The organism is Caproicibacterium argilliputei, assembly GCF_029211325.2.
Lineage (GTDB): Bacteria > Bacillota > Clostridia > Oscillospirales > Acutalibacteraceae > Caproicibacterium > Caproicibacterium argilliputei.
In genome coordinates, this window is record NZ_CP135996.1 from 2,019,036 (window position 1) to 2,043,866 (window position 24,831).

Consider the following 24,831-nt stretch of genomic DNA (forward strand, 5'->3'; position numbering starts at 1 on the left):
AACAATTTCGGCTTTCTGCCGTATCCTATTATAACAACTGCAAAATACGATTTCAAGCGAAAACCGTATATTTTGCGCAATCTTTTTCGATGTTTGCCTGTATTCGCCTATTTTAAGCAAAAACAGCTGAATTTGAACGATTTTTCGGCTAAAATCTTTCTTTGCCGGTGAAAATCCGCCATCACGCCACAGTCGTATTTCCACACCGAAAGCGGTGGGCTTTACAGCAAAAAAGGGCTGAAACCCGAAGCGTTCTCACGCAGGTTTCAGCCCTTTACAGCTGTATCTATTTATTGCGGTTAAATATGGACATAATATCCACAAATGTATCGTCATCATCGTCGTCCGCAGCGGCAGCAGCCGGTGCTTCCGGCTCATTGACCGGTGCAGCGGGTGCCGGACTTGCCGCAGCACTCTTACGGGTGCTACCCGCTGCCGGCTTACTGCCAAATGTACCACTCAGCACATTACCGCTGTCCAGATTGCCTGCAGCATCGGCTGTGCCCGGCTTAGAACCATCATGCGTTGCAAAGCCGGTTGCAATCACAGTTACACTCATCTCATCGTCCATGTTCTCATCAAACGCGGCGCCCCAGATGATATTAGCATCTTCGCTTGCCTGCTCGCTGATCATGGTGGATGCTGTTTCAATTTCATCCAAACCGATATCCGGCGAGGAAGTGATATTGATAATGACACCCTTCGCACCGCTGATGCTGGTTTCTAACAGGGGGCTGGAAATCGCCATGTTCGCGGCGGCCTCCGCTTTATCTTTGCCAGAAGCGCGACCCACGCCCATGTGCGCGTAACCAGCATCTTTCATAACTGCGGTCACATCCGCAAAGTCCAGATTGACCAAGCCCGGCAGCTTAATTAAGTCGGAAATGCTCTGCACGCCCTGCCGCAGCACATCATCTGCAACAGAGAAAGCGTTCAGCAGCGTAATGCGCTGCTCGGAAACCAGCTTCAGGCGCTCATTTGGAATCACAACCAGCGAGTCAACGTGCTCCCGCAGCTGTGCAATGCCGCTCTCCGCCTGCTCCATGCGGCGGCGTCCCTCAAAGCCAAACGGTTTTGTCACAATGCCGACTGTCAGGATGCCGAGGTCGCGGGCAATCTCCGCAACCACCGGGGCGGCGCCGGTGCCGGTGCCGCCGCCCATGCCGGCGGTGATAAAGACCATGTCGCTGCCGCGCACAGCTTCGGTGATGGCCTCGCGGCTTTCATCGGCTGCCTTGCCGCCCATTTCCGGTTTGCTGCCGGCGCCCTTGCCGTGTGTCACCTTTTCGCCGATCTGAATTTTCTGGGTTGCTTTCGAGCGGTACAGCGCCTGTTTATCCGTGTTGACACTGATAAACTCAACCCCCTGCACCCCCATTGTAACCATGCGGTCGATCGCATTGCCGCCGCCGCCGCCAACGCCGATTACTTTTATTTGAACAATGTTCTCGAAGTCGTTGTCAATTTCGAAAGGCATTTGCCGTTTCCTCCTTATTTATACATCCTGCAGCGAAGGCCGCACGAGTTCTCGCAATGATTGGATTTATTCTATAGAATCCTATCATTAATTTAACACGTTTCGCGTGTGATTTCAATCTTTTTTTTGCTTTCCTGTTCTTTTCTCACATCCACACAGCCGGAAGAACTGGAAAACGCCCTGCAAAGGGATTATTCTCCCCCATCCTCTGTCTGGCCGCCCTGGTCCGTATCCTCTCCGGTGTCCTCCTCTGCAGTGTCTTCCGTTTGGTTTTCCGCCTGTGAAATACTGGAACTGCCCTCCGACTGTTTGGAGGAGGCGGTGGAGCTTGCTGCTGCGGATGCTGCAGAAGAAGCCGGCGTAAACCAGGTAATGGACTTTTCCTTACTGACGGTCGACACGTCAAACGTTCCCTGCTCATCGGAAAGATGCTGCTCAATCGTTGCTTTCGCAAACCGGAATTTCTTTTCCAGATAGGTCGCGTTTCCCAAAACAATGGTCAGCGTTTTTCCGGCCTTGGTTTTGCAGGTCACGCGCAACTGGTACTCGCTAGACACATCAATTCCGCGGACACCGGTAAATCCGGTGTCCTGCACTGCCTGCGCAATTTGCCCGAACAAGCTGCTCTTCTGCTTATTTTTATAAGTAACCGAATGACCGACAGCGGCGTTTTGAATGTCCAACCCCTTGACAATCGGGCTGTCGGCGGGCGCGGCAGCGGTAATCTCCAACACCTTTCCGGAGGCATCCAGGTACACATACTTTCCGTTCCACACTGCCGCACCAGCTACCGCGGACTCCTGCACCTGAATCACGATTTTAGCAGGCAAGCGCCGGCTAACCGTCACTTTCCCAAGGTAAGGGCAGGCTTGCTTCACTTTGTCGGCAGCATCGCCGACATCCGCAAGAAACAGATTTTCCCCCGTAGAAATGCCGCAAGCCGCGGTGATCTGCTCCTGTGGATACCGGCTTTTTCCCTCCACCTCCACTGCCTGAATTTTAAACAGCACCGTCAGGCAGAGCACCACTGCCGTTGCCACCACCACTAGGAACACTGCCGCATAAAACAGCAGCTGCATCCGCTTTCGGCGGCGCTGCCGGGTGTAGGCACGCTGGCGCTGACCTGCAGAAGTTCGCCGGGGTGCCTGCCGTCCTTGCTTTTCTTCATTCCGTCTCATGTTTTGTTTAATCCTCCGTATCAGGAATCCTTTCCACATCTGCGCCCAGCGCGCGCAGCGACTGCTCAATCCGCTCGTAGCCGCGGTCGATGTGGTGCACACCGCTGACTAAGGTCTGCCCCTGCGCTGTCAGACCGGCAATCACCAGCGCCGCACCGCCGCGCAGATCCGCTGCCTCCACCGGCGCGCCGGAAAGCCCGGGCACCCCTTCGACCACCGCCACACGCCCATCAACACGGATGTTTGCGCCCATGCGCAACAGCTCCCCGACATGCTTATACCGTTCCTCAAAGATATTTTCTACAAAAATACTGGTGCCCCGCGCCACGGTTGTCATTGCCATAATCGGTGCCTGCGCGTCCGTCGGAAAACCGGGATACGGCATGGTGCGCACGCTGTGCACCCGGCTAAGCCTCTTTGGCGGCACAATCGTCAGGTCTGCGCCTTTCGCGTAAATCCGGCAACCGGCCTCCTCAAAAACCGGCAGCACCGGCAGCAGGTGCCGCGGAACCAATCCTCGCAGTGTCAGCCTGCTGCCGGTGGCGGCTGCCGCCGCCAAGTAGGTCGCCGCTGCAATTCGGTCGGGAATCACACGGTAGGTGCAGCCGCTGAGCTTTTCGACACCATCAATGCGCACCGTGCCGCTGCCCGCACCGATAATCTTAGCCCCACAGGCATTTAAGAAACCTGCCAAATCTTCAATCTCCGGTTCACGGGCGGCATTTTCCAGCAACGTGGTGCCCTTGGCAACGGAAGCGGCAATGAGTATGTTTTCCGTTGCACCGACACTGGGAAATGCCAATGTAATTTCCGCACCCTGCAGACCATTCGGTGCGGTGCAGACAAGCCTGCCGTGGTCCTCTTGAATCTGAACACCCAGCCGGCGCAGCGCCTGCAGGTGCAGGTCAATCGGACGCGGGCCAAGCTCGCACCCACCCGGAAAACTGAGCGACGCCTCTCCGGTGCGCCCAATGATGGCACCGAGAAAAATAATCGACGACCGCATTTCGCGCATGAGCACATCCGGTATATCACAGGCCGATGCGGGGCGCGGGTCCACAGTAACCACACCGTCCTCAAAGGATGCGCGGCAGCCCAGCTCCCGCAAAATGGAAACCGCCGTGTCCACATCTGACAAATGCGGACAGTTTTGCAGCACACAGGGCGAAGAGCACAGCAGCGAAGCCGCCAGCAGGGGCAGCGCGCTGTTTTTCGCGCCGTGCACCTGCAATTCGCCGCGCAGCCTGCAAGGGCCGCTGATGCGTAATCTTGACATTTTAACACCCCCACATAGTCTGTGCCATACTATGCAGGTTGGCGGGAATTCTGTGAATCCTTAATCGAAAATTATTTCCGACAGTGCGCACAACCGGCTCAATGCGCGCGGCGTTCCCCCAACACTTCTTTCAAAATACCGAAAATCCGCTCATTTGTGTCCAGAATCGCCATTTTTCGTGCGTTCTCTGCCAAAGCGGGAATGGTATCCGGATTTTGAAACAGCGCTTCCACTTTCTCGGTCAGTCGGCTGCCGGACAAATCCTTTTCCTCCAGAATATCCGCTGCCTTGCGGTTAACCATGCTCATTGCATTGAAATACTGGTGGTTTTCCGCTACGTTTGGGCTGGGAATAATCAGCGCCGCGCGGCCTTTGGCCTGCAGTTCGCTGAGCGTAATGGCGCCCGCGCGGCAGATGACCAGATCCGCCGCCGCAAGGCAGTCCGGCATATCGTCAATGTACGGGCGGATATCGAAATTCGGGTGGTCGGCCGGGTCAACGCCGCGCGCTTTCAGCTTTTCCGGAAACCAGCCGCCGTACTTTCCGTACGCATGGATGTGCTGAAAACGGTCGGTCTTTGCGGTTTCCTGCAGAAGGTCCAAAATTGCTTCGTTGATTTTTTGTGCACCCAGACTGCCGCCGAAGGAAAGAACCAGCGGGCGGCTGTCAAGTCCCAGCCTGCGGCGGGCAGCCTGCCGGTCAGCGCGAATCACCGCCATGCGCACCGGATTTCCTGTCAGAACGCAGCGCGCATTTTTTGCCATATATTTTTCCGCGTCGGCGCTCGCCAGCATCACGCGATCCGCGTTCCTGCTCAGTGCCTTGTTGGTGACACCCGGAAAGGCATTCTGCTCATGGATGACCGCCGGAATATGCAGTTTGAGCGCCTCCCGAATAACCGGGCCGGCAACATACCCGCCTGTACCCATGCAGATATCCGGCTGAAACTCCCGCAGAATTTTTTTCGATTCCGCCGTAGCGGTAAACAGATGTGCCACCGTCTGCAGGTTCTTTTTAAGATTCTGCAGGCTTGGCTTGCGCTGAAAGCCGGAAATCGTAATGCCGCGAAAGTCAAAGCCTGCCTGCGCAACCAGGCGTTCTTCCATTCCGCCTTTTGCCCCGACATACAGAATCTGCACATCCGGCTGCTGCTCACGCACATAGCCCGCAACCGCAAGCGCCGGATTGATATGCCCCGCGGTTCCGCCGCCGGAAAATAGAATCTTCATACAATGATTGCCCCTTTGTTTCTGAAAGTCAGCAGACAGAACAAAAAGCAAAAGCACCTTGCGCGCCTTTGCTGCTTTTGTCCGCTATGTTTTCTCAATGCTGGACGTTCGCGATATGGAAAGGATCAGCCCCATTTCTGCCAGCAGCATCACCAACGAGGTACCGCCATAGCTGAAAAATGGCAGGCTGACGCCGGTGTTCGGAATGGTGTTTGTCACAACCGCAATGTTCAGCACCACCTGTATGCCTACCTGCATGATCAGGCCAATGCCCAGCAGCATTCCGAATTTATCCTTGGCGCGAAGGGAGATCATCACGCCGCGCCAAATCAGCACGCCGAACAGAATGATAATCAACAGCGCGCCGATAAAGCCCAGTTCTTCACACACAATGGAAAAAATAAAGTCATTCTGCGGCTCCGGCAGATACATATACTTCTGTCGGCTTTTGCCAAGCCCCAGTCCCAGCAGGCGTCCGGAACCAATCGCGTAGAGCGACTGCTGTGTCTGCCATGCCTCATCCGACGAAAGGGAAGGGTCCCACGGGTTTTTCCAGATGGTCATGCGCGTGGAAACGTGCTGATAAAACGGAAGACTCGACACCGCCACCAGAATTGCCACCACCGCACCGCCGCCAATGACGAACCACCGTGTGGGCAGCCCGCCGACAAACAGCATGATGGCCGCCAGCAGAACCAGGATAATCGTTGCAGACAAATGCTTTTCCGCAATGACCAATCCGCAGATAATGCCGATGGCACCCACGTAGGTCAGCAAGCGGAATCGCCGGCTTTTCGCATCGTTCAGCTTGGTATCCGCATTAGCAGCAAGCAGATGCGCAAACACCAGAATCAGTGCAAATTTCGCAATTTCAGACGGCTGAAACTGGAAGCTGCCGATGGTAATCCACCGGTAAGCGCCGTTGGTCGGCGTCACCAGCGCGGAACCGCGGAACACCACGGTGATTCCTAGCAGAATGACCGTAACGACATAAATCGGCAGCGCCAGCTTGTGCAGATGGTGATAATCAAAATACGAAATGCCTATCATGAGAATCAGCCCCAGCACCGCGTACTCTGCCTGGTTTTTCACAAACAGATATGGCGTGCCAAACCGGTAGCTGGAGTTGGCGTAGCTCGCCGAAAACACCATGACCAGACCGATGACCACCAACAGCAGCACCAGAAAAAAGAACGTCAAGTCCATGCCCGAACGGACGGAAAGCAGCTTGAGCTTGCTTTTCCACTTGCCGTGCACACCCAAAGCGGAACGCACCGCCGGTTGCTGCACTGCAGGCCGTTTCGGCGCGGACTGCGGTCTGTGCTGCGGCCTTGCCGCTCCCCTGCTGTTACTTGCCATACTGTTTCCCCTTTCCGGCCCTTTCAGAACTTCCAACCATACCTTTGCAGGACCTTATAGAATACCGTAAGCCGTCATGGCCAGAAAAACCGAAAGCACACCGGCCACTGCCGTCACCGTACTGAACACTGCGCAGATTTTCACTTCGCTCCAGCCCCGCATTTCAAAGCTGTGATGAATCGGCGTCATTTTAAACAGGCGCTTGCCATGCGTCGCTTTGAAATAGGTGACCTGCAAAACCACAGACAAAATCTCTATGATATAAATCAGACCCACCAGCAGAATAAGAATCGGCAGGTTCAGTCCAAATCCCATGGCGCAGACCATGCCGCCCAGAAACAGGGAGCCTGTGTCGCCCATAAACACTTTTGCGGGGTAAAAATTCCAAACCAGAAACCCCAAGCAGCCGCCTGCGCAGGCAGCCGCCAAAACGCCCATGCCGGCACATTTGAGCATACCGGCAATGATCATGAAAAATACCGACACAAAAAACGTCACCGAGCCATTTAGGCCGTCAATGCCATCTGTGAAGTTGACCGCATTGACAATGCCGATAATTCCGAGGAATGCGACAATCCAGAACCAAATGCCAAAATCCACCGGCCCCGCAAACGGAATCATGGTGACAGACGACATACCGCCCAGTTTCAGCGCAAAAAGATATCCGCCTGCCGCCACACACTGCAGAGCCAGCTTCTGCAGCACAGTCAACCCCAGGTTGCGCTTTTTGACCACCTTGATGTAATCGTCCAGAAAGCCGATGCCGCCGAACGCCAGCGCCAGCAAGTAGCCGCCGATGACCCGCGTGCCCGCCATGTCGTCGCTCAGCGTTTTGCTTCCGGTCAGCGTCAGCGGAAGCGCCGCGGCCAGTGCCAGCAAAATGCCGATGATAAATTGAAAGCCGCCCATGGTCGGGGTTCCGTTTTTCTTTTGATGCCACTTCGGCCCGACCTCACGAATGGTCTGCCCAAAGTTGATTTTGTGCAGAAACGGCACCATCCATTTGCCCAGCAATGCTGTCACCGCAAAGGCGACGGCAGCCGCCAGAATAATTGCTATCACGTCCATGACTCTCTTTCACCCTCCGATTTTGAGGCACAATGCCCCCGCCAAAAGAACCGGCGTATGCGGCTTTCCGGCAGCCGCAGCCGTTTTTTTGCAGCACACCGCCCGCCGCTGCGGCAGGCGCGTTTGACTTTCGTATTATAGCACAAATTCCAGCAGCAGCAAACTGTACGCAACCCTTGCGGCAAAACCGCGTTAGAAGATGCGCTGCAGCGATGCCAGTACCTGTGCAAAGGGCGCGCCGCACACCACCGCCGCGGAGGCGGCGGCAAGAATCGTTTCTTCCTCGCCGCGCGGCGGTCGGCGCAACCGCACCCGCCCAATGCAGCCGACCCCGACAATTTCAAACGCAGTGTATCCCTCTGCAGTGGTATGCAGCCCGCGGGCGGTGTAATCCGCAGCATCGTTCTGCAGCGAATACGTAGTCAGCTTTTTCCCCGCAAGCCGCGCATCTTGGCGCAGCGGGTACGCCGCCAGACAGGCCGGAAAATCCCGCGCCAGGCGCAAAACTTCCGCGCAGTCTGCAAGCAGCAGCCCCTGAGCAGATTCCTGCCCGGGCGGGACTGCCCGCAGGGTGTCCCTGCCGCAGTCCTGCAAAAGCCGGTTGAGCAGCTCTGCAATCTTCTGGTTTTCCACAACAATACTTGAACCGGTCATACAGCCGCCTCCCTGTCAAAAAACGCGCGCACTGCCCAGCAGAAGGCGCCCTTCTGTTATAGTGTACTGCAGTGCGCGCGCGAATTTCATCAACCCGAGTCGCCCTGCTCCGCAAAGGTCACGTCAATCACCGTACCGGGCGTTACTTTCTGCCCGGCATCGACGCTCTGCGTAGTTGCAACTGCGGTTGTTGTACTGTTGCCGGTAGAAACACCGGAAATGGAAATGTTCAGGCCGGCGTCTGCCGCAAGGCTTTCCACCATGCTGATGGAGTTAGTGCCGTCCCCAACGAAATTCGGAACCTCCACGGTTTCGCTCTGGCTGTCGCTGTTTGTAAACACTGCAACGGTGCCTTGACGCGGAATATTGGAACCGGCCGCCGGCAGCTGAGAAACCACCGTATCACCGTCGCCGTAAATCCGAATTTTCAGCTCACCGGTTGCGGAAGAAACCGCAGATTTTGCCTGCTGCAGGCTCTTGCCCGTCACATCCGGTGTTTTAACATCCAGTTGCTGCTGCTCCTCTGTTGTATACTTCGGCTCTACGCCGAGGTACGGCAGAACCTCACGCATAACTTTATTGAAAATCGGGCCGGAAACAGCGTTGCCGTAGTAGCTTGCACCGTTCGGCTCATCACAGAACACCAGCAGCGCGTACTGCGGGTCGTCAGCTGGCGCAAAACCGCAATAAGAAGCAATATAGTACTTCTTTTCTTCGCCGTTTTTGACTTTTGCTTTGTATTTATTATCCTTATCAATTTTTTCACTGGTACCGGTTTTGCCGGCAACACGGTATCCGGGAACGTAACCGTTAACCGCCGTACCCGCAACAGCGTCTTTCTCCAGCATTGCAGCAACACGCTTGCTGGTATCGGTGGAAATCACCTGCCGCTTGGTGGTGGTTGATGTGGTCTGCACAATATTGCCCTCAGAATCAATGATCTGCTTGACAATGTGCGGCTGCACCAGATAACCGCCGTTGGCAACCGCCGCACAGGCGGTAATCATCTGTACCGGTGTGATTTTAAAGTTCTGACCAAACGCCTCAACCGCCAGAGAAACCTTATTGAGGTCCTCTGCTTTGTAGTAGCTGTAGTTTGTCGGCTCACCCGGCAGGTCAATGCCGGTCGCTTTGGTAAAACCAAACGCCTCAAAGTATTTGAAAAAGGTGCGATTGCCCAGTTTCAATCCCAAATAGGCAAACTGCGGGTTGCAGGAATTCATAACTGCCTGTTCGAACGTTTCTGCCCCGTGGCCGCCGCTCTTCCAGCAGTGGATTCGGGTGCCTTCCACGTCGATATAGCCGGGGTCGTAAAAGGGCGTGCTCTCTGTAACAATGCCTTCTTCCAGCCCCATGGAGGCCGTCACCATCTTAAAGACGGAGCCTGGCATATATGTGTCACTGACGCATTTGTTTCTCCACTTTTGCTGTAAAGCGGCGAGCGTTGCAGCGCTCTGCTGGTCTTTCGGCAGCTTGGCAATGCTCGCTTTTTCCGCATCAGTCAGTACGCGCGGATTGTTCGGGTCAAAGTCGCCGGTCTGCGCCACGCTTTCTGCCAGAATATCTGAACTGTCAAACCCGCCGCGGGTTGCCATGCCCAGAATTTCTCCGGTTTTGACATTCATCAGAATGCCGCACGCGCGGTTGCCGACTTTATTGAGCTCCGCGCCCTCTTCCAGATATTTTTCCAGCGTATGCTGCACCACTTCGTCGATCGTCAGCACTAAAGAAGAGCCGTCCTGCGCCTTAATCTTCTGCTGATATTGGAACGGCATATCCGTCTGCGTTGCGCTTTTGGCGGCAATAATCCGGCCGTTTACCCCAGCAAGCCGGCTGTTGTACTCCGCCTCCAGACCTTCCACACCGGTTCCGTCGTTGTTCGTAAAGCCCAACACCTGGCTGGCAAAGTCACCGTAAGGATAGTAGCGCTTGTAATCCTCGACCAAGCTGATCACGCCGGAAATACTGTATTTTTTCCCGGTCGATTGATAGTACTTCTCCTCATAATCGAGAATCTTATTCTTTGCATCTGTTTCCACTTTGGTGGCAGCGACTTCCCAGTAGGAATTTTTCTTGGTGTTCAGGATGTTCAACACCGTTTTCTGGTCCAAACCGACTGCCTGGTGCAGGCACTCGGCAATCGCGTTTTTCTGGCTTTCGATTACCTTCTGGTGCTCCGCTTTCTGCTCAGCTGTCATCTGCGCGGTGCTGTCGCTGTACAGCTGTGCCGGTGCCAGGACCACCTTCCAAACCGTTGCGCTCTGCGCAAGCACTTTCATGTTGCTGTCGTAAATGGTGCCGCGCTGTGCAACAATTGTTGTGTCTTTCAGCTGGTTTTCCACGGCCTGCGACTTCAAGCTTTCGCCGTTAATCAGCTGCAGTTTAATCAGGCTGAACACAACAGTTCCGAATCCAGCCACAATCAGCAATATCAAAATGATGGTAGTGCGCCGCCACATTTTAGATGTTGTGCCTTTTGCCATCGGCTTCCCTCCTGCTTTTTGTTAAAAATCGAACGGTATGCCGCGGTTTTTACGAAAAAAAGAGTTAAGAAAAAAGCTTCTTAACTCTCCCCCATTTCCGCAGCGGAGCTGCCGATTTCAGCTCCTGTATTCTCTTACTTCTATGCCAAGAAGAGAATGCTTATGACAGTAAATCACAAATCCGATTCCAAAGCTGTGTCAGAAAACCGCCGCTGGTTTTCTGCAGAACCTGCGCTTTGTCAGAACTGTTCATTTCAACTGTTTCCATCTGGCTGGAGTCGATTTTCCGCATCCCCAGCTTTTGCTTTGCCTCTGTCTCAATCGTGGTCAGCGACTGCCGCGCATCGTTCTGCATACGCAGCTGGGTGTACAGGCTCTGCTGCTCACTCAGCGTACTGTTGGCATTGCTGATTTCCACCGCCAGCTCGGAAAGCTGCACCTGCCCGTAAACGAAGGTAGACAGCACCACAAGCATCATTGCAAGCCCAGCGCAGCAGGCAGCTGCCCGCACCGGATGTTTGTGCAAACGCACTTTCGCTTGCTTTTGACTGGAATCTTCCGGCATGGTCAGCATATTGTTTTTAGCTGCCGCAGCGGGTTCCTCCCGCAGCTGCCTGTTTGCGCGCTCTTCAAACATCGAAAAGTCATACGCTTCGCCACTATGCATTGCGGTCACCATCTCCCATTCATCAATTTCTTTTATATTACCACAGTTAACGTACTCAAATTATGAACCAAATGTTAACATTGTAACCCTTTTGTAAGAGTCGTTACAACTTTGTACACACTCGCAGCCGGGCACTCCTGCTGCGCGGATTGCGCTCCAGTTCTTCCGCACTGGGCGCCAAGCCCTTGTGGTACAGCAGAGAAGCGCGAGGCTTTTTGCCGCAGACGCACACTGGAAAGTCCGGTGGGCAGGTGCAGCCCTGACACCACTGTGCCATCTGGTGCTTCACAATACGGTCCTCCAAAGAGTGAAAAGTAATCACACACAACCGACCACCCGGCGCAAGTGCGTCAAATGCCGCCGCCAACCCCGCCTGCAAAGCGTCCAATTCGCCGTTCACCGCGATGCGCAGTGCCTGAAAGGTCTGCCGTGCCGGGTGCCCCGGCTTGCGGCGCACGGCGGCGGGCACATTGGCTTTGACAATTTCCGCCAGCTGTCCGGTAGTTTCCACCGGCGCTTCCGCGCGTGCCCGGACAATGCCCTGTGCAATCCGTGCGGCGAAGCGCTCCTCCCCGTATTTGCGCAGAATGTCTGCAAGTTCCTGCCAGGAAAGGGTGTTAACTAAATCTTTTGCACTGGAGCCTTCCTGACTCATACGCATATCCAGCGGTGCGTCCTGATGAAACGAAAAGCCGCGCTCCGGGTCGTCCAGTTGGTGGGAGGAAACACCGATGTCCAGCAAAACACCGTTTACCGGCAGCAAATCCTCGCTGCGCGCCAGCTCTAGCAGGTTGGAAAAGTTTCCACGCCGAACCAAGCTGTGCGGATTGCCCGCAAACCGTGCCCGGCACACGGCAACTGCATCGGGATCTTGGTCAATGGAAAGCAGCCGCCCACTGCCGGTCAGCCCGTCTAAAATTGCCTGGCTGTGACCGCCGCCGCCCGCTGTACCGTCAATATATCGACCATCCGGCACAATCGCCAGACTTTCAATCGTTTCATGGAATAAGACGGGAATATGCTGAAATTCCATGCAGACCTCCATAGTTTACAGTTCCAGTTCGTCCATGGCCTCCGCGATACTGTCTTCGGTCAGGTTTTCATTGAACGCATTCCACGCCGCGGTGTTCCAGATTTCCGCGCGGCTCGAAGCGCCGATGAAAGTAACGTCCTTAGCCAGATTAGCATGGTCGCGCAGAATCTGTGGAATGAGAATGCGCCCCTGCTTGTCCGGAAGCACCTCTGCCGCGCCGGAAAAGAAGAAACGCTGCAGACCGCGCGCTTTGCTGATGGGCATGGCACGCACCTTTTCCTGCAGCCTGTCCCATTCTTTCGGAGAAAAAACGAACAAGCAGTGATCCAGACCTTTTGCGATATAGAAATGCTCTCCCAAATCCTCACGGAATTTGGAAGGCACAATCACACGCCCTTTGGCGTCAATATTATGTTGGTATTCGCCAATCAACATAATTTTCGACTTTGTGGGAAGCGTGCCACACACGCATAATGGTGTGCCACTTCCCACCACCTTTCACCACTAATGCATTTATTATAAGCGATATCTGTTTTGAATGCAATGGTTTTTTATAAATTATGTAAACTTTTTTACTGCTGCTTCATTTTCTCTTAGTATGTTCAACAAGAAACGGTTTCTTTATCAAAAGTATACGTTTTTTCTAACTTTTTCAGCAGGTTGGTAAATACAAAAAAGGAACTGCGGCACAGCACCTTTCGGATGTGTGCAACAGTTCCTTTTTTAATTTTCAGACCGATTTTTCCGAATCAGTACATACCGCCCATGCCCGGGTCAGCAGCTGGTGCGGCCGGCGCCTGCGGCTCCGGCTTATCGGCAACCAAAGACTCTGTGGTCAAAACGGTTTCCGCAACAGAAGCAGCGTTTTGCAGGGCAGAACGTGTAACCTTGGTCGGGTCTACAACGCCGAAATCAATCATATCGCCATACTCACCGGTTGCAGCGTTATAGCCGTAGTTTGCCTTGCCGGCATTCTTAATATGTTCCAGAATCACGGAACCCTCTACGCCTGCGTTGGCAGCAATCTGGCGGATCGGCTCTTCGAGTGCCTTCAGAACGATGGCAATGCCGGTTTTTTCATCGCCCTCTTTATTTTCCAGCAGCTTTTCCACTGCAGAGATCGTATTAACCAATGCGGTGCCGCCGCCGGCAACAATGCCCTCTTCCACCGCTGCTTTGGTGGAGTTGAGTGCATCTTCAATGCGCATCTTCTTCTCTTTCATTTCGATTTCGGTTGCAGCGCCGACTTTGATGACTGCTACGCCGCCGGCGAGTTTTGCCAGGCGTTCCTGCAGCTTTTCACGGTCAAAGTCAGAGGTGGTTTCCTCAATCTGCGCACGGATCTGTGCAGTGCGGGCCTTGATTTCTTCCTTGTCGCCGTTGCCGTCCACAATGATGGTGTTTTCCTTGTCAATCTTCACCTGACGCGCACGGCCGAGCATATCCAGTTCAACGTCCTTGAACTCCAGACCGAGGTCAGCAGTGATGACCTTGCCGCCGGTCAGAGTTGCGATATCCTGCAGCATTTCCTTGCGGCGGTCGCCGAAGCCCGGTGCCTTGACCGCGCCGAAGTTCAGGGTACCGCGCAGCTTGTTAAGCAGCAGGTTGGTCAGCGCATCACCCTCAATATCGTCCGCAATAATCAGGAACTTCTTGCCGGTATTGACGATTTTCTCGAGCAGCGGCAAAATTTCCTGGAATGCGGAAATCTTCTTATCGGTAATGATGATGTACGGACCGTCCAGCTCGCAGATCATCTTGTCTGTATCCGTGACCAAGTAAGGGGAAACATAGCCGCGGTCAAACATCATGCCTTCCACAACTTCGCTGTAAGTCTCTGCTGTCTTAGACTCTTCAATCGTGATAACGCCGTCATTTGTAACCTTTTCCATTGCATCCGCAATCAGGTCGCCCACAAACGCATTGGAGGAAGAAACGGTTGCAACACGTGCAATATCCTCTTTGCCACTGACGGTCTTGCTGTTGTTTTTAATGGCCTCGACTGCCGTATCAACAGCCTCCTGCATCCCGTGGCGCACCGCCATCGGGTTTGCACCCGCAGTGACATTCTTCATGCCCTCACGGATAAGCGCCTGTGCCAGCACGGTTGCGGTGGTAGTACCGTCGCCCGCAACATCATTGGTCTTGGTGGCAACTTCCTTGACGAGCTGCGCACCCATGTTCTCGAAAGGATCTTCCAACTCAATTTCCTTGGCAATGGTAACACCATCGTTGGTGATGAGCGGAGCGCCGTACTTTTTATCCAGAACCACGTTGCGGCCCTTGGGCCCAAGCGTGATTTTTACGGTATCAGAAAGCTGGTCGACGCCCTTCATGAGTGCCTTGCGTGCGTCTTCCCCATAAATGATCTGTTTCGCCATGATGAATACCTCCAGTTATTTCAATGCGCAGATGCGCTGCCGATTATTTGATTACTCAACGACTGCAAGGACATCGGACTGACGAACAATGGTGTACTCTTCGCCGTCCATCTTTACTTCGGTGCCGGAATATTTGCTGGTCAGCACACGGTCACCGACTTTCACGGTCATCTTGACTTCTTTGCCGTCCACCAAACCGCCGGGGCCAACTGCAACGACAGCCGCAACCTGCGGCTTCTCTTTCGCATTTCCGGTCAGCAGAATACCGCTCTGTGTGGTTTCTTCGGGTGCTTCCATTTTAATCAGGATTCTGTCGGACAAAGGTTTGATTGTCATTGAAATACGTCCTCCTTTAGATATGTTGAATAATTCGCTATTTGTTTTAGCACTCTTTGTTCTTGAGTGCTAATCTTATTTTACCTGCTTTTTCTGAAAAATCAAGAGGTTTTTTTGAAAATCTGCTGATTTCATAAATTATTTACATTTAGGCACGCTATAATTCCTCAAAAGAATGAAAATAGCACTCCAAATTCTGGAGTGCTATTTCGGTTCTTTTTTCATGCATCTGCGCTGCTGTTTGGGTGCGCGGCAGGTGCCGCGCGGTAAAACATATAAGTCTGGCACTTAATCATACCGTTATAAAGTTTGCGGCGCTTGTCGGCACGGCGGCCAAAGCACTCCTCAAACGTTTCGTCTGGGCTGATGACCGTGTAGTTCCAGCCGCGCCGCGCCGGAAACACCCTGCCCATCGTACGGTACAGCTCCTCCGCCTGCTTGAGGTCCAGCAGCCGCTCTCCGTAAGGCGGGTTGCAGATGACACAGCCGTGCTCGGTATCCGGCGCAAAATCCGCAAGGTCCGCCTTCACTGCCTTGATGTGAGAAATCACACCGGCCTTGCGGGCGTTGTCCAAGGTCAAATCCACCGCCGCGCCGTCGATGTCGCTGCCGCGCCCTTGAAAAGCAGCGTCCCGCAGCACCAGACTCAGCGCGCGGTCCTTTTCACGCTTCCAGAGATCTTCCGGCACCTGCGGCCAAAACTGCGCGGAAAAGCGGCGCTGCAACCCTGGCGCCATGTGCATGGCATACATCGCCGACTCAATCAGAATCGTGCCGGAGCCGCAGCATGGGTCGTACAGATTGGCATCCGTACGCACGCGGGAAAGTGCTGCCAGCGCCGCCGCCAGGGTTTCCTTAATGGGTGCTTCCGCCGCGTTCTGGCGGTAGCCGCGCTTGTGCAGACCCGCGCCGGAGGTGTCCAGCATCACGCTGACCTGGTCTTTCAAAATCAGAAACTGCACCTGGTACAAATTTCCGCTTTCCGCGAACCAGCTCAGACGGTACTTTTGCCGCAGCCGCTCCACAATGGCTTTTTTAATAATTTTCTGGCAGTCCGGAATGCTGTGCAGCTGCGAGGAAAGAGAACGCCCCTTCACCGGAAACGCATCGTTTTTTCCAATCCAGCGCTCCCACGGCAGTGCCTTTACCTGTTCAAAAAGCTGGTCAAACGTGTGCGCGGGGAAGGTGCCCACCAACACCTGAATCCGCTCCGCAAAGCGGGAGCATAAATTGGCGCGTGCGAGCATCTGCGGCGTTCCGTCAAACAGCACACGACCGTTCTGTGCCTCCACGCCGCGAGCATCCATCTCCCGCAACTCCTGTGCGACCAGTCCCTCGACTCCCATTAGGCAGGGAGCCGCCAGTTTGAAATCTTCCATAGTTCCTCCTGTACACAGCAAGAGAGGCCGGTACGGCCCGGCCTCTGCAAGTCAAACGTTTTTTGTTTTTCAGTCGTTTTCCTCCGGCTCCAGCAGCCCGTAGTTGCCCTGCCGGCGGCGGTAAACGACATTGATTTCTTCCGTTTCCTCATTGCGGAACATAAAGAACTGATGCTCCAGCAAATTCATCTGCAGAATTGCTTCATTCACACTCATTGGTTTGACTATGAAATGCTTGGTACGCACAACTTTATATTCTTCCTCCGGCTCTTCCGTGGCATTCACATACTGCTGCACATACTGATCCAGCGCGGTGGAATGAATCTGTTTGTCCAGCTTTGCCTTGTTCTTGCGAATCTGCCGCCCAAGTACGCTGATCACCTGATCCAGCGCGTTGTTCATCTCCGGGTCGGCAGCCTCGCCGCGGAAAATCATGCCGTCACTGACAATGGTGATTTCCACGGTTTGGCGGTTGCGCTCCACGGTGACGACCACTTTGGCAGAGGCGTTTTCGTTAAAGATTCTGTCAAAGCGGGAAAGCTTTTTGCGTGCGAGTTCCTTAAAGTTTTCACGCAGATTGACTTTTCTACCTGTAATTGTTACCTTCATACGCAGACATCTCCTTCGTGGCATCGTAAAGAACAGGCATGCTGTTCTTCTACGGATACTATAGCACATTGGCTAAAAAAAGAAAAGGTCAAAGCATGAATTTATTCTGAAATTTATAAAAGCAGTGTCGAAATTTGCGGAAATCGGCAAGTTTCCGACCCTTTCTGCGCTCTTAAAGCACTGCAGAGGCGTGGCGTGTCACATGGCAGCCGACGTTTACCGCCACCGGCAGCCCTGCAATATGCGTGGGATACTGCTCAATCGCCAATGAAAGGCAGGTGACATCCCCGCCAAAGCCCTGCGGGCCGATATCCAGCGCATTGACCGCATCGCGCATTTTCCGCTCCAGTTCCGCGTAGTACGGGTCAGCATTTGGCTGCGAAACCGGACGGCAAAGCGCTTTTTTCGCAAGCAGAGCACACAGTTCAAAGTCACCGCCGATTCCGACGCCCAGCACAACCGGCGGACATGGGTTGCTGCCCGCCTGCCGCATGGTATCGGCCACAAAGTCGATGAGGTCTTGCTCGGACGCCGCCGGTGTCAGCATGGAAAGGCGGCTCATGTTCTCGCTGCCAAATCCTTTGGGCGCCACCGTCAGACGCAGCGTATCCCCTGGCACCAGTCGTGTGTGCAAAACCGCCGGTGTGTTGTCGCCGGTGTTGCCGCGGCGAAGCGGGTCTGCCGCCACCGAACAGCGAAGCAGTCCCTCGGTGTAGCCTTTCGCCACGCCGCGGTTGACCGCCTCTTCAAAGCTGCCGGAAATATGCACTTCCTGCCCCACTTCGGCAAAAATGACCGCCATTCCGGTATCCTGGCACACCGGAATCTGCAGTTCTCTGGCGGCACCCATGTTTGCGCAGATGTCCTGCAGGATTCCTTTGCCCAACGGGTTGGTTTCTTCCCCCGTTTTGCAGCGGATGCAGGCTTCCAAGTCCTGCGGAAGCTGCCGATTCGCCTCCACACAAAGCCGCGCCACGGTTTCCGTAATCTGCTGTGCGTCCAATTCCTTCATTCCCGATTTCCCCCTTTAGCTGCGGCCAAACACAATCTTTCCGTCTGCCACCACCAAGCGCGGCTTGGTCAGGCTGGAAAGCGGGTCTTCTGTAAAGAGCACCAGATCCGCGTCCTTGCCTGCCTCCAGAGAACCGACACGGTTTTCCAAATGGCAGATACGCGCGGGCTCAATCGTGATGGCGCGCAGGGCGTCCTCGCGGCTCATGCCCTCCCGTACAGCAAGTCCCGCGCAGAGCGGCAGGTACTGAATGGGCACCACCGAATGGTCCGTAACAATGGCGGTTTGCACCCCGGCCTTGCTCAGAATACCAGGGCAAGCCGGCGTCAGGTTGCGCAGCTCCGGCTTAGAGCGCTCCGACAGAATCGGGCCGGAAAGAACGCGCACATTTTCTTTGGCAAGCCGTTCGGCAATTAAATGTCCCTCTGTACCATGCACAATGACGAAGTCCAAATGAAATTCTTTGCCGAGGCGAATCGCCGTAAAAATATCGTCCGCACGGTGTGCGTGAAAATGCACCTCCACCTCGCGGCGCAGGGCGGGCAGCAGTGCCTCCGCCTTCATGTCAAACTCCGGCGGATCGGTGTCTTCGTCTGCTTCGCTTTTCTCCAGTTCCTCCAGATAGCGTCTGGCTTTAAAAAGCTCCTCACGAATGAAGGCTGCGGTCGCCATACGGGTGACCGGGCCGCGCTCCTTTTCCCGATACACATTTTTTGGGTTCTCCCCCATCGCCATTTTGATGGCGACCGGTGCTTTTAAAATCATGTCGTCCACACAACCGCTGGGGCAGCAGGTTTTCACCGCTGCCATCTGCCCGCCGATAGGGTTGGCGCTGCCGGGGCCGGTCACCACGGTCGTGACGCCGGCTTCAAACGCTTCGCGAAAGTCGCGGTCCAGCGGGTTCAGGCCGTCGATGGCGCGCAGCTGTGGTGTGGTAGGGTCGGTGTCTTCGTTCACATCGTCGCCCTCAAACGTCAGACCGTCCTCCATCATGCCCAAATGGGTATGGGCATCCACAAAGCCAGGATACATAGCCGCTCCGCGGCAGTCGTAAATTTCCTCGTTCGTCTGCGGCGCGGGCATTTCTCCCAGCGCTGCGATTTTTCCCGCGCGGGTCTGCAGCCAGCCGTCTGCAAGAACCGCGCCCGCCATGGTATGAATTTCTGCGTGAATCAATAACATTTTCGACTCTCCCGTATTCTCTGTTGTTCGGACTGTCCGCAGGAAAAAGGCCGCACGGCGCAGGCGGAAGATGCCCGCTGCCCAGTGCGGCCGGTCAATCACTTGTTAAAGCTGTTGGAACGGCGGGAATAGCCGCCGTGCTTGCCCTCTACGGTTTTTTTCAGGTCAGACATTTTTTCGTCGCTCGTCTGCTTAAAGTGGGACATCATGTCTTCAAAATCCGCAGCATCGTTGCGGCGGGGCTGCCACTCATAGCTGCCGGGGCGGTGCTGCTGGGGCTCCGGGCGGCGGCGTGGGGGGCGTGGAGCGCGCGGCGGCCGCCCGCCCTGACGAGCACGGGGTGCGCCGTCCTGATGAGGCTCCGCCTGCTTCATGGAAAGGCTGATTTTGTTGTTTTCGCCAATGTTGAGCACCTTGACCTTTACCGTCTGTCCTTCTGTAACAAAATCGTGGATTTCCTTGACGAATGTAGGCGCGATTTCAGAAATGTGAACCATACCTGTCTGCCCAGTGGGAAGTTCAACAAACGCACCGAACTTGGTAATGCCGGTGACCTTTCCTTCCAGGACTGTACCTACCTCAAGCTGCATAAAACTCTTTGTTCCTCCTTAAAGTTTGACCCCGCCCCGCGGTCAGTCTCCGCCTGGGCAGATAAAGATTCTCTCTCCTGTTTTTGCCATATTCAGGCTTTCGCGCGCCACGCGGGCAATGTACTCGCTGCTCTGGTTTTCGCTTTGCAGCTCATGGCGAACGTCGCTGTTTTTAATTTCCTGCACCTGAATGTCACTTCGGATGCTTTGCAGCTTTGCCTTTTGACTGCGAATCTGCGACTGCTGATTGACCACCAGTGCGAGCATATACAGACCAAACACGAGGATGGCCAGACCCAGCAAAAGGTTTCGCGTACTTTTCTGTTTTTTGGGTCTGCTGGCTGCCCGCATCTGCTTTCACCCTCCCGCGGCCTGCATGATTTCTGCCTTTTGCGGTGCTTTTGGCATTTTTTTTATTATACACGAACCGCCGGGCAGATTTCAAGGAGTTTTTCACGCTTTGCAGCACTTTTTTCACAAAGCGAACCGGAACTGCCAGCGCTTTACTGAAAAATCGACCGATTCCGCACACCAACCGCCCCAGCGGTCGCAGCAAAAACCGCACGCAGGCGCGCAGCAGAGCACAAATACAGAATGTCAGCAGCCGTCCGGCTGTTTCATACACTGCCCAAAAGCCCAGCCCAGCCCCCAAAAGCAAAAATCCGCGCACTTCTCCCCAATAGACGCCCAGCGCCAGCAGCTTGATACAGACCGCGCACAGCACCCCGAAAAGCGCCTCCAGCACAATACTAAACGCGCCCTTTTCCCGCAGCTGCGCGCGTACCGCCCGCAGCACGCACCAAACAACCGACAGCGCCGCCCCCAAAGCGGTGAAAAGCAGAAAGGCAAACAGATTTTGGGCATTGGAAGCGTCCATCAGCGGAACAGGCGCGACAAAACACCGCCGCGCTTTTCCTCCCCCACATAGCTGATGGAAGAGATTGTACCGGTCAGCGTCAGTTCGCCTGTTTCCACGCTCAGTTTTTCAATGTGCAGCCCCTCCCCGCGCACCACCATCTGCCCCAGGGATGTGTAAGCCACAACCGTCTGTTCGTCAAAACTGTCCACCTTGGAAACCCCTGCCGCGCGCAGTTCGCGCCGGTTGTCCAGCGTGACCGTATGCGGCGCCTTACTGTTGGACGCGCTCATTGTTTTTTCCTCATACATCGCGCATACACCTCCTGTCCATACAGGAAGATATATGCAGCGCGCGGGAAAGCTATTCTTCCAGAAGACGGTACATAGAGGCGGCGCTGTCCTTCGTCGCGTACTCACTGACACTGAGCACTTCCGCCTTAACGGTGTGGGCACCCAGCGCGATTTCCAACTTGTCGCCGACCTTGACATCATAAGACGCGCGGGCCGGCCTGCCGTTCACCAGCACACGCCCGGCATCACACGCTTCGTTTGCTACGGTGCGGCGCTTAATCACGCGCGATACCTTCAAATATTTATCCAGTCTCATAGCGTATTCCTTTCTGCCGTCAAATTCCAAAATTTAGTGTCCGCGGTGCTTTTCACGGCGTTTCTGTTCCCGCAGGGCAAACAAACGCTCCCTATCCGCTTCTTTCTGCGTGCGGGTGCGAATTCTGCGCGCCTGCCTGCCCTGCTCCTGCTGCAGTTTCAGCGCCTGCTGCGCCTTGGTTCCAACGCCGTTCTGCTGCAGCAGGCGGCGTGCGGCGCGCTGCTCGCGTTTGGGACTGCTGCGCTTTTCCACAACGCCTTCCGCGCTGCTTTGACCAAAGCGCAGACTGCCGCTTTGGTTTAAAACCCATGCATAGACTTCGTTGTCTTTCGGCTGCGCGCCGAACACAAAGCGGCCTGCTTCATAAACGCCGGCGCCGCTGCGCTCCCACACAGCTACCCAAAAAGGCTCCTCAAAGTACACGGTCAGCTTGGACACGGTCCTGTTCATTTTGGTTCCTCCTTAAAACTTTGAACCGCAGAGAACGGACAACCAAGGAGGCAGGTTACTGACAGCGCCGCTGCGTCCGGACTACCAACCGGAACTGTGTTTTTATCTCTGCGCCTGAAACAGATTGTGCTTTCATAGAAAAAGGCAGCTTCCGGTTTCCGGTAGCTGCCGTATCCACTCGAAAAATTACTTGTTCACAGCATCCTTAAACGCTTTGCCAGCTTTAAAAGCCGGAACTTTGGACGCCGGAATCTCAATCGTGCTGTTCGTGCGAGGGTCGCGGCCCTGGCGGGCGCTGCGGCTGCGGCACTCAAACGTGCCAAAGCCGACCAGCTGAACCTTTTCCTCGCCGGAAACCGCTTCGACAATGGTGTCAAGCACAGCACTGACGACATTTTCAGCATCTTTCTTGGACACAGCAGCCTTTTCGGCAACTGTATTGATGAGTTCGGTCTTATTCATTTTTAAATACCTCCGTTTTTTGAGTCCTTTTCGTTTTCTGCACAGCCCGCTGCACAACCGCCGCCGGCAGCCTCCCACGCTGCAAAACCGCGAATATAAGACTCCGTCGCTTCACCCAGCACTTGCTCCGGCTCCAGCCCTGCCGCACGCACGGCGCGCACCGCCTGCAGCAGCAGCTCCCCCGCCTCGCGTGGGTCCGCCGGCTGAGGATTCTGCTCCGGCGGGTACCCCGCCTGCTGTGCCTTCTGCTGCACCTTGGCTGCGCGCATCAGCGCGGGCAGTGCCGGTGAAACGCTCTGCAGCACTTTGGTGCCGCTGCTCCGATGCTTGGTGTCCGCTTTGATCTTATCCCAGTTCTGCAAAACTTCTTCTACATTTTCGACCTGCTCGCCGCCAAACACATGGGGATGCCGCTCAATCATTTTCTTTGCGGCACCGTCCACAATGTCCGCAAAGGAAAAACCGCCGCATTCCTCTTCCAGCTGGCAGTGAAACAGCACTTGAAACAAAACATCCCCCAGTTCTTCACACAAAAGCTCCCTGTTTTCGCTGTCGATGGCTTCCACAGCTTCGTAGGTTTCTTCAATAAAGTTATTGCGGATCGAGTGATGATTCTGCTTCCGGTCCCATGGGCAGCCCTCCGGCGAACGAAGAATTTTAATAATCTGCCGCAAATCCTGCAAATCATACTTGCTTTTCGGCTGAAAGTCCACTTCTGTGCCGCCCCCAGTGCCAAATCATGTTAAAGCCTTATCTATTCTACACGATGCGTCTTGATTTTTCAAGGCTTTTAGCGGATTTTCCACCGAATAAAGATTTCCTGTCCTCTTTGGTAATAACGCCCAAAAGGGCTGCGCAGATGCCATAAACCACCACTGCTGCGCAGACTGCCAGGCAGGTTGCCCCCGCGCTGCCCGCCTGCGGCGCGAGTACACGCCAGCAAAGCTTTGCCGTGACCGCGCTTAGGGAGCCTGCCAGCAGCGGGCGCCCCAGCAGCGAGGCAAGGTGCAGCTTCAGCTTCGTTTCCCGATGCAGCGCCGCCAGCGAACACACCAAAATCGCGCCGTAGCAGACCAGCGTGGAAACCGCCGCGCCCATCACCTGAAAGCGCGGGTCGCCGACCAGCACATAGTTCAGGACGCTTTTCACCGCCAACCCGCCGAACAGGAACTTGACCGGCAGATCCACCCGCCCCACTGCCTGCAGCATACTCTGCACGGGTGTGCACAAAGCGGAAAAAACCGCAGCAATGCCGAGCACCGCCAGAATCTGCCCGGTAATCTCCGGTGCGTTCTGCGCACCGAACAGCAGCCGACAGACCGGCTCTGCCAGCGCGGAAAGCCCCAAGCCCATCGGCATGGTAATCATAGCGGAAAGGCGCAGCACCGAAAGCACGCACGTTTCCAGCCGTGAGCGCGAGCCTGCCGCCCACGCAGCCGTCACGCTGGGCAGCGCGCTCATGGCAAACGCCTGCGTCACCGTAGGAACCAACATAAACATAGTATTGGCATTTGTATAACAGCCATACAGGAAAGACGGCACGCTCTGCATCCGAATCACTTCCTGCGGCAGAAGCCCCGCATAGGTCTGCAGCAGCACATTGGGCATCTGCAGCATTAAGTCGCTCAGCCGCCGGTTCAGCAGGGCGGCATCCACCAGTGTGGAAAGATTGACCGCCAGCGACCCCAGCGCAATCGGCACCGCTGTGCGCACCAGTTCCCGCCGCAAGGTTCCTGCGGCAGCCGGCGGCGGCGCGCGGCGCAGCTCCGCTTCGGTAATACCGTCTCCGTTTTTGTGGTAATACACTATCAGATACAGAAATGCCAGCATACTGCCGATGGTCACGCCGAACACCGCGCCCGCCGCACACGCCGGCAGCGCTGCCAGACGCGCATAAGCTTCCGAAGGCTGCGGTGTTCCCCAGACGGTGCCGTGCAGCGCATACTCCCGTGCGGCGGCCGCTGCCGTCAGCGCACACAACCCCAGCCCGAAAATTAATCTGCCTGCCGCCTCAACCACCTGTGACACGGCAGTGGGCGTCATGTTGCGCATCCCTTCATAAAGGCCGCGGTAAGCGGACAGCAGGCTGCAGAACAGCGCGCAGGGTGCCAGCGCCCAAACCGCCGGCAAAACCGTCTGCGGCCCAGTGCGCACCGCCAGATTGGCATACGGCCACGACAGCGCCGTCATGAGTGCAAAGGCGCAGAACCCAATCACCGTAAACAGCCGCACCGTTACTTGGTGCAAAGCCCGTACATCCCGAAAGCTGCCCCGCGCGCAGCGAGCGCTCACCATGCGTGCCACCGCCGTAGGAAAGCCCGCCGCCGCCAAACTGTAAATGGGAAAGTACAGGGAATACGCACTGCCGAAGTACGCGCTGCCGACCGGCGTCAAAATCCAGCTCAGCGGGATTTTAAACAGTGCTCCCAAAACTTTCACGACCGCCACCGCGCCGACCAGCACCGCGGCTCCCTTTAAAAAGCTCTGACTTTTTCGCGCCAAACTGAACACTTCCGTTTCCTCACAGTCTCCTTGGATATG

At 55.3% G+C, this 24,831-nt stretch carries 26 protein-coding genes; all 26 read right to left on the reverse strand.

What is annotated here, in order from left to right:
- Positions 1-286: 286 nt before the first annotated feature.
- Positions 287-1,477: a cell division protein FtsZ gene (ftsZ, locus tag PXC00_RS09805; protein WP_275846253.1), complete on the reverse strand. Its 1,191-nt coding sequence runs from the start codon at positions 1,475-1,477 to the stop codon at positions 287-289.
- A gap of 191 nt (positions 1,478-1,668) precedes the next feature.
- Complete coding sequence (locus PXC00_RS09810; RefSeq protein ID WP_275846255.1) at positions 1,669-2,655, reverse strand: cell division protein FtsQ/DivIB; 987 nt, start codon at positions 2,653-2,655, stop codon at positions 1,669-1,671.
- 7 nt (positions 2,656-2,662) lie between these two features.
- Positions 2,663-3,931: a UDP-N-acetylglucosamine 1-carboxyvinyltransferase gene (gene murA / locus PXC00_RS09815; RefSeq protein ID WP_275846257.1), complete on the reverse strand. Its 1,269-nt coding sequence runs from the start codon at positions 3,929-3,931 to the stop codon at positions 2,663-2,665.
- Positions 3,932-4,029: 98 nt separating this feature from the next.
- A complete protein-coding gene (murG, locus tag PXC00_RS09820) occupies positions 4,030-5,160 on the reverse strand; it encodes an undecaprenyldiphospho-muramoylpentapeptide beta-N-acetylglucosaminyltransferase (RefSeq protein ID WP_275846259.1) in 1,131 nt (376 codons plus the stop codon).
- Positions 5,161-5,244: 84 nt separating this feature from the next.
- Positions 5,245-6,519 (reverse strand): FtsW/RodA/SpoVE family cell cycle protein, encoded by a 1,275-nt coding sequence (locus PXC00_RS09825; RefSeq protein WP_316934941.1) that lies wholly within the window; start codon positions 6,517-6,519, stop codon positions 5,245-5,247.
- 54 nt (positions 6,520-6,573) lie between these two features.
- Positions 6,574-7,587, reverse strand: a complete 1,014-nt coding sequence (gene mraY / locus PXC00_RS09830) for a phospho-N-acetylmuramoyl-pentapeptide-transferase (protein WP_275846263.1) — start codon at positions 7,585-7,587, stop codon at positions 6,574-6,576.
- 192 nt (positions 7,588-7,779) lie between these two features.
- Complete coding sequence (locus PXC00_RS09835) at positions 7,780-8,241, reverse strand: hypothetical protein (RefSeq protein WP_275846265.1); 462 nt, start codon at positions 8,239-8,241, stop codon at positions 7,780-7,782.
- Between the two features lie 89 nt (positions 8,242-8,330).
- Positions 8,331-10,724, reverse strand: a complete 2,394-nt coding sequence (locus PXC00_RS09840) for a penicillin-binding transpeptidase domain-containing protein (RefSeq protein WP_275846267.1) — start codon at positions 10,722-10,724, stop codon at positions 8,331-8,333.
- 160 nt (positions 10,725-10,884) lie between these two features.
- Positions 10,885-11,391: a hypothetical protein gene (locus PXC00_RS09845; protein ID WP_275846269.1), complete on the reverse strand. Its 507-nt coding sequence runs from the start codon at positions 11,389-11,391 to the stop codon at positions 10,885-10,887.
- A 103-nt stretch (positions 11,392-11,494) separates the two neighbouring features.
- Complete coding sequence (gene rsmH, locus PXC00_RS09850; RefSeq protein WP_275846271.1) at positions 11,495-12,424, reverse strand: 16S rRNA (cytosine(1402)-N(4))-methyltransferase RsmH; 930 nt, start codon at positions 12,422-12,424, stop codon at positions 11,495-11,497.
- A 15-nt stretch (positions 12,425-12,439) separates the two neighbouring features.
- Positions 12,440-12,859 carry a division/cell wall cluster transcriptional repressor MraZ gene (gene mraZ / locus PXC00_RS09855; RefSeq protein ID WP_275846273.1) on the reverse strand — a complete coding sequence of 140 codons (420 nt, stop codon included), beginning with the start codon at positions 12,857-12,859 and terminating at the stop codon, positions 12,440-12,442.
- A 314-nt stretch (positions 12,860-13,173) separates the two neighbouring features.
- The gene (gene groL / locus PXC00_RS09860; RefSeq protein ID WP_275846276.1) at positions 13,174-14,805 is read right to left on the reverse strand and encodes a chaperonin GroEL; all 1,632 of its coding nucleotides are present in this window, start codon (positions 14,803-14,805) and stop codon (positions 13,174-13,176) included.
- Positions 14,806-14,856: 51 nt separating this feature from the next.
- The gene (locus PXC00_RS09865; RefSeq protein WP_275846278.1) at positions 14,857-15,141 is read right to left on the reverse strand and encodes a co-chaperone GroES; all 285 of its coding nucleotides are present in this window, start codon (positions 15,139-15,141) and stop codon (positions 14,857-14,859) included.
- A 221-nt stretch (positions 15,142-15,362) separates the two neighbouring features.
- The gene (locus tag PXC00_RS09870) at positions 15,363-16,520 is read right to left on the reverse strand and encodes a THUMP domain-containing class I SAM-dependent RNA methyltransferase (protein WP_275846280.1); all 1,158 of its coding nucleotides are present in this window, start codon (positions 16,518-16,520) and stop codon (positions 15,363-15,365) included.
- 69 nt (positions 16,521-16,589) lie between these two features.
- Positions 16,590-17,129, reverse strand: coding sequence for a ribosome hibernation-promoting factor, HPF/YfiA family (hpf, locus tag PXC00_RS09875; RefSeq protein WP_275846282.1), 540 nt, complete (start codon positions 17,127-17,129; stop codon positions 16,590-16,592).
- 172 nt (positions 17,130-17,301) lie between these two features.
- Entirely contained in the window at positions 17,302-18,141 is an 840-nt protein-coding gene (locus PXC00_RS09880; RefSeq protein WP_275846284.1) for a fumarate hydratase, read from the reverse strand.
- A gap of 15 nt (positions 18,142-18,156) precedes the next feature.
- On the reverse strand, positions 18,157-19,323 hold the full coding sequence (locus PXC00_RS09885) for an amidohydrolase (protein WP_275846286.1): 1,167 nt from the start codon (positions 19,321-19,323) through the stop codon (positions 18,157-18,159).
- Positions 19,324-19,421: 98 nt separating this feature from the next.
- Positions 19,422-19,913 (reverse strand): S1 RNA-binding domain-containing protein, encoded by a 492-nt coding sequence (locus PXC00_RS09890; protein WP_275846288.1) that lies wholly within the window; start codon positions 19,911-19,913, stop codon positions 19,422-19,424.
- Positions 19,914-19,955: 42 nt separating this feature from the next.
- Positions 19,956-20,180, reverse strand: a complete 225-nt coding sequence (locus tag PXC00_RS09895) for an FtsB family cell division protein (protein WP_275846290.1) — start codon at positions 20,178-20,180, stop codon at positions 19,956-19,958.
- Positions 20,107-20,790 (reverse strand): spore cortex biosynthesis protein YabQ, encoded by a 684-nt coding sequence (gene yabQ, locus PXC00_RS09900; RefSeq protein WP_275846292.1) that lies wholly within the window; start codon positions 20,788-20,790, stop codon positions 20,107-20,109. The genes PXC00_RS09895 and yabQ overlap by 74 nt, the downstream gene beginning before the upstream one ends.
- Positions 20,790-21,080 carry a sporulation protein YabP gene (gene yabP, locus PXC00_RS09905; protein WP_275846294.1) on the reverse strand — a complete coding sequence of 97 codons (291 nt, stop codon included), beginning with the start codon at positions 21,078-21,080 and terminating at the stop codon, positions 20,790-20,792. Before yabP ends, yabQ begins: the two co-directional genes overlap by 1 nt.
- Positions 21,081-21,132: 52 nt before the next feature.
- The gene (locus PXC00_RS09910; protein ID WP_275846296.1) at positions 21,133-21,378 is read right to left on the reverse strand and encodes an RNA-binding S4 domain-containing protein; all 246 of its coding nucleotides are present in this window, start codon (positions 21,376-21,378) and stop codon (positions 21,133-21,135) included.
- 33 nt (positions 21,379-21,411) lie between these two features.
- Positions 21,412-21,828, reverse strand: coding sequence for a YjdF family protein (locus PXC00_RS09915; RefSeq protein ID WP_275846298.1), 417 nt, complete (start codon positions 21,826-21,828; stop codon positions 21,412-21,414).
- Between the two features lie 186 nt (positions 21,829-22,014).
- On the reverse strand, positions 22,015-22,290 hold the full coding sequence (locus tag PXC00_RS09920) for an HU family DNA-binding protein (RefSeq protein WP_275846300.1): 276 nt from the start codon (positions 22,288-22,290) through the stop codon (positions 22,015-22,017).
- A 2-nt stretch (positions 22,291-22,292) separates the two neighbouring features.
- Positions 22,293-23,003: a nucleoside triphosphate pyrophosphohydrolase gene (gene mazG, locus PXC00_RS09925; protein WP_275846302.1), complete on the reverse strand. Its 711-nt coding sequence runs from the start codon at positions 23,001-23,003 to the stop codon at positions 22,293-22,295.
- A gap of 46 nt (positions 23,004-23,049) precedes the next feature.
- The gene (locus PXC00_RS09930) at positions 23,050-24,792 is read right to left on the reverse strand and encodes a putative polysaccharide biosynthesis protein (RefSeq protein WP_275846304.1); all 1,743 of its coding nucleotides are present in this window, start codon (positions 24,790-24,792) and stop codon (positions 23,050-23,052) included.
- Positions 24,793-24,831: the final 39 nt, after the last annotated feature.